Annotated in this window: 10 protein-coding genes; 7 read left to right on the plus strand and 3 right to left on the minus strand. The window is 72.6% G+C overall.

Annotation, left to right across the window (positions count from 1 at the left end; translation table 11 throughout):
* Positions 1–1,623 (plus strand): DNA translocase FtsK (locus tag ACTUAL_RS05560; protein ID WP_440899493.1); only part of this gene is annotated, 1,623 nt, incomplete at its 5' end.
* Between the two features lie 10 nt (positions 1,624–1,633).
* Here the strand turns inward: ACTUAL_RS05560 and ACTUAL_RS05565 are convergent.
* The 3 genes from ACTUAL_RS05565 to ACTUAL_RS05575 form a co-directional block, all read right to left on the minus strand.
* Positions 1,634–2,089, minus strand: a complete 456-nt coding sequence (locus ACTUAL_RS05565; protein WP_096496494.1) for a phospholipase — start codon at positions 2,087–2,089, stop codon at positions 1,634–1,636.
* Positions 2,090–2,234: 145 nt separating this feature from the next.
* On the minus strand, positions 2,235–3,089 hold the full coding sequence (locus ACTUAL_RS05570) for a MerR family transcriptional regulator (protein ID WP_440899494.1): 855 nt from the start codon (positions 3,087–3,089) through the stop codon (positions 2,235–2,237).
* A 124-nt stretch (positions 3,090–3,213) separates the two neighbouring features.
* Positions 3,214–3,714, minus strand: coding sequence for an amino-acid N-acetyltransferase (locus tag ACTUAL_RS05575; protein ID WP_096496492.1), 501 nt, complete (start codon positions 3,712–3,714; stop codon positions 3,214–3,216).
* Between the two features lie 272 nt (positions 3,715–3,986).
* On the opposite strand from ACTUAL_RS05575, the gene rimO reads away from it, so the two are divergent.
* From rimO to pspM, 6 genes are all read left to right on the plus strand, one after another.
* On the plus strand, positions 3,987–5,396 hold the full coding sequence (rimO, locus tag ACTUAL_RS05580; protein WP_373565510.1) for a 30S ribosomal protein S12 methylthiotransferase RimO: 1,410 nt from the start codon (positions 3,987–3,989) through the stop codon (positions 5,394–5,396).
* A 47-nt stretch (positions 5,397–5,443) separates the two neighbouring features.
* Complete coding sequence (gene pgsA, locus ACTUAL_RS05585) at positions 5,444–5,977, plus strand: CDP-diacylglycerol--glycerol-3-phosphate 3-phosphatidyltransferase (RefSeq protein ID WP_232520212.1); 534 nt, start codon at positions 5,444–5,446, stop codon at positions 5,975–5,977.
* Positions 5,974–6,585 carry a CinA family protein gene (locus tag ACTUAL_RS05590; protein WP_440899495.1) on the plus strand — a complete coding sequence of 204 codons (612 nt, stop codon included), beginning with the start codon at positions 5,974–5,976 and terminating at the stop codon, positions 6,583–6,585. Before pgsA ends, ACTUAL_RS05590 begins: the two co-directional genes overlap by 4 nt.
* A 165-nt stretch (positions 6,586–6,750) precedes the next feature.
* Positions 6,751–7,167: a helix-turn-helix domain-containing protein gene (locus ACTUAL_RS05595; protein WP_015804495.1), complete on the plus strand. Its 417-nt coding sequence runs from the start codon at positions 6,751–6,753 to the stop codon at positions 7,165–7,167.
* Between the two features lie 287 nt (positions 7,168–7,454).
* Positions 7,455–8,321 (plus strand): PspA/IM30 family protein, encoded by an 867-nt coding sequence (locus tag ACTUAL_RS05600; protein ID WP_096496489.1) that lies wholly within the window; start codon positions 7,455–7,457, stop codon positions 8,319–8,321.
* Between the two features lie 14 nt (positions 8,322–8,335).
* A complete protein-coding gene (gene pspM / locus ACTUAL_RS05605) occupies positions 8,336–9,124 on the plus strand; it encodes a phage shock envelope stress response protein PspM (protein ID WP_096496488.1) in 789 nt (262 codons plus the stop codon).
* Positions 9,125–9,293: the final 169 nt, after the last annotated feature.

The following is a 9,293-nucleotide window of genomic DNA, read 5'->3' on the forward strand; positions in this document are numbered from 1 at the left end:
CCGTTCGAGCCCGTGCCGCCGCCCGCCGCGCAGGCGCCCAAGCCGCGCAAGCCGAAGGTCGAGCCGAAGGCCAACGCGCCCGCCGAGGGCCTGCCCTCGTCCAGCCTGGCCGCCGTGCGCGCCGTCGAGGGCCCCTACCAGCTGCCGCCGCCGACCATCCTCAAGGACGGCGACGCGCCGATGGTGCGCAGCAAGGCCAACGACATCATGATCGAGGCCATCACGGGCGTGCTGGAGCAGTTCTCCATCGACGCGGCCGTCACCGGCTACACCCGGGGCCCGACGGTCACGCGCTACGAGGTCGAGCTCGGCCCCGGCGTGAAGGTCGAGAAGATCACCGCGCTGACCAAGAACATCGCCTACGCCGTCGCCACCGACAACGTGCGGCTGCTCGCGCCCATCCCCGGCAAGTCCGCCGTGGGCATCGAGGTGCCCAACAGCGACCGCGAGATGGTGCGCCTGGGCGACGTGCTGCGCGCGTCCTCCGCCGTCAACGACGACCACCCGATGGTGGTGGGCCTCGGCAAGGACATCGAGGGCCACTTCGTCACCGCGAACCTGACGAAGATGCCGCACCTGCTGGTCGCGGGCTCCACCGGCTCCGGCAAGTCCAGCTTCGTCAACTCGATGCTGGTCTCGCTGCTGGCCAGGGCCACGCCGCAGGAGGTCAGGATGATCCTGATCGACCCGAAGATGGTCGAGCTGACCCCGTACGAGGGCATCCCGCACCTGATCACGCCCATCATCACCCAGCCGAAGAAGGCCGCCGCCGCGCTGGCCTGGCTGGTGGAGGAGATGGAGCAGCGCTACCAGGACATGCAGGTCAACCGGGTGCGGCACATCGACGACTTCAACCGCAAGGTGCGCACCGGGCAGATCACCGCGCCGCCCGGCAGCGAGCGCGAGTACCAGCCGTACCCGTACATCATGGCGATCGTCGACGAGCTGGCCGACCTGATGATGACCGCGCCGCGCGACGTCGAGGACGCGATCGTCCGGATCACCCAGAAGGCCCGCGCGGCGGGCATCCACCTGGTGCTGGCCACCCAGCGGCCCTCGGTGGACGTGGTCACCGGCCTGATCAAGACGAACGTGCCGTCGCGGCTCGCGTTCGCCACCTCCTCGCTCACCGACTCGCGGGTCATCCTCGACCAGCCCGGCGCCGAGAAGCTCATCGGCATGGGCGACGGGCTGTTCCTGCCGATGGGCGCGGGCAAGCCCCGCCGCATCCAGGGCGCGTTCGTCGGCGACGAGGAGATCTCCGAGATCGTCGAGTTCACCAAGCGGCAGGCGCAGCCGGAGTACACCGACGGCGTCACCAGCTCGGGCAAGGCGGAGAAGAAGGAGATCGACGCCGACATCGGCGACGACCTCGACCTGCTGCTCCAGGCCGCCGAGCTGATCGTGACCTCGCAGTTCGGGTCGACGTCCATGCTCCAGCGCAAGCTGCGGGTCGGGTTCGCCAAGGCGGGCAGGCTCATGGACCTGCTGGAGACCAGGGGCATCGTCGGCCCGACCGAGGGCTCGAAGGCCCGCGACGTGCTGCTCAAGCCGGACGAGCTGGCCACCGCCGTGGAGCTGATCAACGGCGGCGGGCCCGCGGTCGTGGCCGACGAGGGGTGAGCCGGGGGGCTCAGCCGATGGTCTCCCGACCGCCGACGAGCTTCCCGAACTGGCGCGCCGCCAGGTAGTACGCGTCGGCGGTGCGCCTGCACACCCACTTGCCTGCGCACTGGCCGTACAGGTCGGCGCGGAACAGCTCGTCCAGGCGGCGCCGGGCGTCCTCGGAGAACCGGCGCTGCCCCGCGTAGTTGCGGTAGCCGAAGTCGTGCCGCTCGCACGCCGGCTGGAAGTTGTAGCCGAGCGGGTGCTCCGGGGCGAGCGTGCAGCCGTCGGAGTCCCAGACGAGGCCGTCGCCGGGCCGGGCTGCGGCACGCAGCGCGGTGAAGTCGGCCAGGCTGCGGCCGAACAGGTAGTCGTCGGTGACCGCCCTCGGGTCCGCCTGGGCGGTGGCGGCGACCGGGCCCAGCAGCAGGGCGAGGACGGCGAGCATCGGGGTGAGGACGGCGTGCGTCCGGTTGGTCGGCACGGGTGCGCTCCAGGGGTGAGGCGGATGGGTGCCGCTCCCCGTCTTACCCCGCGCCCGGCCCGCCACCGGGGAAAGTCACCCGTGCGGCGGGGTGAGCGCTGCTCCGGTCGCGCTCGGTGTCCGGGCGGCGGGCCCGCGCCCGGCCTCAGCGCCGGGTGTCGTCGTCCTCGTCCTCGCCCGCCAGGAACCGGGTGATCTCCGGGTCGTCCGGGACGCCCTCGTCGCCGGGGCGGCGCACCAGGTTCTCCGCGATCGACACCGGCTCGTCGGCCCAGGCCGGGCGGAAGTCGCCGGACGGCACCAGGCCGTGCCGCTGGGCGAACTCCTCGGCCGCGTCCCGCACCGACTCGCGCAGCGCGCCCACCACGACCGTCTCCGCCGTGTAGGTCAGCTCGACCAGCAGCTCGCGGATGCGGTCGAGCTGGTCCTCCTGGTTGGCCGGGCCCTCCAGCGTCGGCCACAGCCTGCGCTCGAACAGCTCGACGAACTCCCTGGCGATGGCGTCGGTGGAGCGGCGCAGGCCTGCGAAGTGGTCGAGCACCTCGTCGCTGGGGATCGCCAGGTCCGCGAGGCGGGTGCCGGACTCCAGCGCCCACCGGCGCACGTGCGGCCAGCCGAACCGCCAGCGCACCAGGCCGACCTCGACGGCGCGGCGCAGCAGCGCGGGCCGCAGGTCGCCCAGCGGCATGAGCGTGCCCGCGTCGCGCAGCCGGACGCGCACCCAGTCGTCGGGGCCCTCGGTGTCGCCGAGGCCGAGCACGGAGGCCACCGTGGCGCCGCGCGCCCGCGCCGCGACCAGCTCGGCGATGGCGGGCAGCGAGAAGCCGCGCGACTGGAGCCGCTGCACCAGGGTCAGCCGCTCGATGTGCGTGTCGTCGTAGTGGGCGACGCGCCCCGTCTTGCGCGGGGGGTGCAGCACGCCCTTGGTCTGGTACATCCGGATGGTGCTGCCGGGCAGGCCGACCCGCACCGCCAGCTCGTCCACGGTCAACTGCTCCACCCGGACATCCTCGGCGGACGCACTAGTGGAGTCAAGACTGTGCTAGTTGCAACTCGAACAGTTTTCGGTGGAATCCAGGTGGACCGGGTCACGTCCCGGCTGCCCGACCGCCAGCGCCCGACGGCTACAGGTGCACCAGCATCCGGGTGTTGCCCAGGGTGTTCGGCTTGACGTACGACAGGTCCAGGAACTCCGCGACGCCCTCGTCGGCCGACCGCATGATCTCCTCGTAGACCTCGGGCGACACCGGCGTGCCCTCGATCTCCACGAACCCGTGCCTGCCGAAGAACGAGGTCTCGAAGGTGAGCACGAACACCCGCGCCAGCTGGAGCTCGCGCGCGGTGTCCAGCAGCCTGGTCACCACCCGGTGGCCGATGCCGCGCCCCACGGCGGCGGGGGAGACCGCGACCGTGCGGATCTCGGCCAGGTCCTCCCACAGCACGTGCAGCGCGCCGCAGCCCAGCACCACGCCGCCCTCCTCGGCCACCCAGAACTCCTGGATGTCCTCGAACAGCGTGACCAGCGGCTTGGACAGCAGCACCTTGCCCGCGTACTGGTCGATGAGGGCCTTCATCGCGCGCACGTCGCCGGTCCTGGCCCGCCGCACGTTGATCGGGTCGTTCACGGTGCAAGAAAGTAGTCCTTCGGCGGCGGTCGCGGGCACGCGGTGCTCACCCGCTGGGACCTGGGGGCGCGCGGCGCGGACCCGGCGTGGTCGTCGTAGCGCGCTTAACCTCTTCGGGCGAACCTCTGTGCGGTGAGCGTCGGAACGCGCCGTCACCACCCGCCTCGGCGTCCCGGCCCCCGCTCCCGACCCCCGGCCGGGCGCGGGGCCGAGCGGGGCGCGCGGGGCCAGCAGGTCATGGCCCGCTCCCGTGGCCGGTTACCCTGAGCACCGTGCCTTCCCCCACCACGTCCAAGCGCGTCGCCATGCTGACCCTCGGGTGCGCCCGCAACGAAGTCGACTCCGAGGAGCTAGCGGGCAGGCTGACCGCGGGCGGGTGGCAGCTGGTGGACGACGAGGCCGACGTCGTCGTCGTCAACACCTGCGGCTTCGTCGAGTCCGCCAAGAAGGACTCGGTCGACACCCTGCTCGCCGCCTCCGACTCCGGCGCGAAGGTCGTCGCGGTCGGCTGCATGGCCGAGCGGTACGGCGCGGAGCTGGCCGAGAGCCTGCCCGAGGCCAACGCGGTGCTCGGCTTCGACCACTACGGCGACCTGGCCGACCGGCTCGACGACGTGCTCGCGGGCAAGGCCCTGGAGTCGCACAAGCCGGTCGACCGGCGCACGCTGCTGCCGATCACGCCGGTCAAGCGCCAGGAGAAGGCGCAGGAGGTCCAGGTGCCGGGCCACGGCTGGGGCCCGCGCGTGCTGCGCACCCGCCTGGACGACGCCCCGGTCGCCCCGCTGAAGATCGCCTCCGGCTGCGACCGCCGCTGCTCGTTCTGCGCGATCCCGTCCTTCCGGGGCGCCTTCGTCTCCCGCCACCCCGACGAGATCGTCGCCGAGGCCATGTGGCTGGCCGAGCAGGGCGTGCGCGAGCTGTTCCTGGTCAGCGAGAACTCCACCTCCTACGCCAAGGACCTGCCCCGCGAGCTGGGCGCGCTGGAGCAGCTGCTGCCCAGGCTCGCCGCGATCGAGGGCGTGGACCGGGTGCGGGTGTCCTACCTCCAGCCCGCCGAGACCAAGCCGTCGCTGGTCAAGGCCATCGCGACCACGCCGGGCGTGGCCGACTACTTCGACATGTCCTTCCAGCACTCCAGCGAGGCCGTGCTGCGCCGGATGCGCCGGTTCGGCTCCACCGAGTCGTTCCTCGCGCTGGTGAGGCAGATCCGCGAGCTGGCCCCGCGGGCGGGCATCCGCAGCAACTTCATCGTCGGCTTCCCCGGCGAGACCGAGGCCGACGTCGCCGAGCTGGAGCGCTTCCTCACCGAGGCGCGGCTCGACGCGGTCGGCATCTTCGGCTACTCCGACGAGGACGGCACCGAGGCCGAGGGCCTGGCCGACAAGCACGACGCCGACACCGTCGCCGAGCGGGTGGCCCGGATCTCCGCGCTGGTCGAGGAGCTGACCGCGCAGCGCGCCGAGGACCGCGTCGGCGAGGAGGTCGTCGTGCTGGTCGAGCACGAGGAGGACGACGAGACCGACTGCACCGGTCGCGCCGCCCACCAGGCCCCCGAGGTCGACGGCGAGTGCGTCATCACCAACGCCGACGGGCTCAGCGTCGGCGACCTGGTCCGCTGCCGGGTGGACGCCGCCGAGGGCGTCGACCTGGTCGTCACCGCGATCGAGGTGCTGCCGAGGTGACCGAGCCCGCGCGCGTGCCGGTGCTGAACATCGCCAACGTGCTGACGATGTCCCGTCTGGTGCTCGTGCCGGTGTTCCTGCTCGCGCTGTTCGCGGGCAGCGGTCACGACACGCAGTGGCGACTCGCCGCCTTCGCGGTGTTCGTGGTGGCCTCGGTGACCGATCACGTCGACGGCAACCTGGCCCGCAAGTACGGGCTGATCACCGACTTCGGCAAGATCGCCGACCCGATCGCGGACAAGGCGCTCACCGGGGCCGCCTTGGTGGGCCTGAGCATCCTCGGGGACCTCGCCTGGTGGGTGACGGTGGTGATCGCGGTCCGCGAGATCGGGGTGACCCTGCTGCGCTTCTGGGTGATCCGCCACGGGGTGATCCCGGCCAGCCGGGGCGGCAAGGCCAAGACCCTGGTGCAGATCTTCGCCATCGGCTTCTACGTGCTGCCGCTGCCCGGCTGGGGCCAGCTGGTCGCCCAGGCGACCATGGGCCTCGCGGTGCTGCTGACCGTCGTCACGGGCGTGGACTACGTGGTGCGCGCGGTGCGGCTGCGGGCGCGCGGCAAGCGCGCGGTGGCCGGGGCGTGAGCGCCGGGGTGGCGGGGGACGCCACCGGGGCGGACCCCACCCCCGAGGGGGACGCCGCTGCGGGAAGCCGCAGCGGTGCGGTTTCGACCGGGCGCGTCCTCGCCGAGGGCGTCCCGGACCCGCTGGCGGTCGAGGTCGTCGGCCTGCTGCGCGCCAGGGGCGAGACGGTCGCGACGGCCGAGTCGCTCACGGCGGGCGCGGTCGGCGCGCTGCTGGCGGGCGTGCCGGGCGCGAGCGCGGTCCTGCGCGGCGGCCTGATCGTCTACGCCACCGAGCTCAAGCACTCGCTCGCCGGGGTGTCCGCCGAGCTGCTCGCCGAGCACGGCGCGGTTCACCCCGACGTGGCGGCCCAGCTCGCCACCGGCGCCCGCGACCGCTGCGGGGCCACCTGGGGCCTCGGGCTCACCGGGGTGGCGGGCCCCGGCCCGCAGGACGGGTTGCCACCCGGTGTCGTGCACATCGGGGTCGCCGGGGTCTCACCCGTAGGGGGACCCTCGGTGGAAGTGTCCTCGGTCACCCTCAGTGGTGATCGTCACCGGGTTCGGGTCGCGTCGGTGATCACCGCCCTGGAATTGCTGCGTGCGCGGCTGCTCGTCCCGGTAGGGTGAGCTGGGTGAGCTGAGCTGGATGATTCCCCGCGCGCGGTCCCGCTTGAACGGGAACTTCGCGGGGTATTCACCCGTTCGCTGTTGGAGGACGTGCCAGGAAGTCACTGCCCGCCGTCGGGGTGGATCGGTAACGTGGTGGCACGGCCGGCCGGAAGGAGGCGCGCGATGACCGTGCTGCTGCGCGAGGCGATCGGTGATCGGCTCCGCCATGCCCGCACCACACAACGCCGCACGCTGCGCGAGGTCTCCAGGACCGCGCGCGTGAGCCTCGGGTACCTGTCCGAGGTCGAGCGGGGGCGCAAGGAGGCGTCGAGCGAGCTGCTCGCCGCGATCTGCGACGCGCTCGAACTGCCCCTGTCCGAACTGCTGCACCTGGTCGCCGCCGACATCGGCGCCGTCGACAAGGTGGCGAAGTCCGCCGCGCTGGCGGAGCGCGAGGCCGCTCGCGCCGGGCTCGAGGCGGGCACCCTGGTGCCCGCGGTGGTCGGCAACGACCTGTCCGACCTGAGGCTGCAACCCGTCCTCACGCACCGGCTGCCGACCGCGATCAGCAAGCCGCGCGGTTCCGTGGTGGCCGCCTGATACCCGTGCTCCACCGCCAGCGCCGAACCGGAACGCCGGTTCGGCGCGTTGGCGTGCAACGAGTTGACAACCGCTTGCGGGGTACCTGCAACGCTGGGGGCGGCTGCCAGGCAGGATGGCCGTGCCGTCCGACTCGCCTCTCGGGGGTACTCGGGGTGATCCCGGATATTCCGCCGGGTCGGTGGAAGCGCGGCTGCACAACTGACACGATGGAACCAACACCGGCACCGGGTCGTTGCCAATCACGAGCGCGAGCCAGGAAAGTGCGGAGAAGGCAGGCGTAGGAGATGGCCAACCCTTTCGTGAAGGCATGGAAGTACTTCATGGCGGCTTTTTCGTCGAAGATCGACGAGCACGCCGACCCGAAGGTGCAGATCCAGCAGGCCATCGAGGAGGCGCAGCGGCAGCACCAGGCGCTCTCCCAGCAGGCCGCAGCGGTGATCGGCAACCAGCGGCAGCTGGAGATGAAGCTCAACCGGCAGCTCGGTGAGGTCGAGAAGCTCCAGGCCTCCGCGCGCCAGGCGCTCGTGCTGTCCGACGAGGCCCGCGCCAAGGGCGACGAGCAGCGCGCCGCCCAGTTCGAGGAGGCCGCCGCCGGGTTCGCGACCCAGCTGGTCACCGCCGAGCAGGGCATCGAGGACCTGAAGACGCTGCACGACCAGTCGCTGCAGGCCGCGACCCAGGCGAAGCAGGCCGTCGAGAACAACGCGTCGGTCCTGCAGGGCAAGCTCGCCGAGCGCACCAAGCTGCTCAGCCAGCTGGAGCAGGCCAAGATGCAGGAGCAGGTCTCGCACTCGCTGCGGCAGATGACCGAGCTCGCCGCGCCCAGCAGCACCCCGTCCCTGGACGAGGTCCGCGACAAGATCGAGAAGCGGTACACCACCGCCCTCGGCTCCGCGGAGCTGGCGCAGAACTCGGTGCAGGGCCGCATGATGGAGGTGCAGCGCTCCACCACGCAGATGGCGGGCATCTCGCGCCTCGACCAGATCCGCGCCTCCATGGGCGGTGGCGCGACGGCGGGCGAGATCACCGCGAAGCCCAACTCCGCCGCCGCCAACATCCAGCAGGAGATCCAGCAGCGGGTGCAGCAGGCGCAGTCCCAGCCGCAGCAGGCCACGCAGCAGCTCCCGCAGAACCCGCCCGCCCAGAGCTGATGGGGTGATCCGCGATGCTTCCCGCCAACCGCAAGCTCGTTCCGGGTGAGCTGGTCGAGCTCTTCAACGCGCAGCAGGGGCAGGTCGCGGACCAGGTGAAGCGGCGCTTCACCGCGTGGAACGACCCGAGGGCCCGTCTGGACCGGCGCTACCGCCGATCCAGCCGGGCGCTCACCGTCTGGGCGATCATCCTCGCGGTGTTCTCCGTGCTCGGCGTGCTGGCCGTGGTCGGCGCCGTGCCGGTCGCGGCCGGGGTCGTCGGCGCGCTGGGCGCCACGGGCGGCGCGGTGCTGGCCGTCCGGTCCGGGGTGAAGATGCGCGCCATCGACGCCGAGCGGACCGAGCTGGCGAACACCGCCCCGCCGCCGAGGCCCCCGCTGCCCGCGAAGGCGTCGGCGGCCCGGTACCCGATGGAGCGGCTCGCCGAGGCCGAGGACGCCCTGGCGGAGCTGCTGGTGCAGCTCGACTCCAGCCGGATCACCTCGGTGCCGACCGAGTCCGTCGAGCAGGCTCGCGCGACGGGCCGGGAGGCGGCCTCGGCCATCCGGGCGGTCTCGCAGCAGCTCCAGGCGGTCGAGCGGGCCCGCGACACGGCCCCTCCGCTCCAGCGCGCGCCGCTGGTGGAGGGCGTGCGCAAGCTGCGGGTCCAGCTGGACGAGGGCGTCGACGGCTACTGCGGGCTGGTCGGCGCGGCGGGCAACGTGCTCGCGGAGAGCGCGGCGGCCAACCCGAGGGCCGTGCTCGACGAGGCGACCGACCACCTGGCGGGGCTCGCGTCCGGACTGCGCGAGCTGTCCGGCTGACCTCACCCCGACCCCGCTCCACCCTTCGCCCCTGGCTCCGGCCGGGGGCGTTGTCGTGTGTGAAGTAGCTCACCGCGCGGCGCGGCCCGGCTCGGCCGTCCGGGGGACCCGATCGGCCGGTGGGGTGATCACCGGGCCGCGTCCCGACCGGTGGGCGGCTGCTGCGGCG

The organism is Actinosynnema sp., assembly GCF_052038725.1.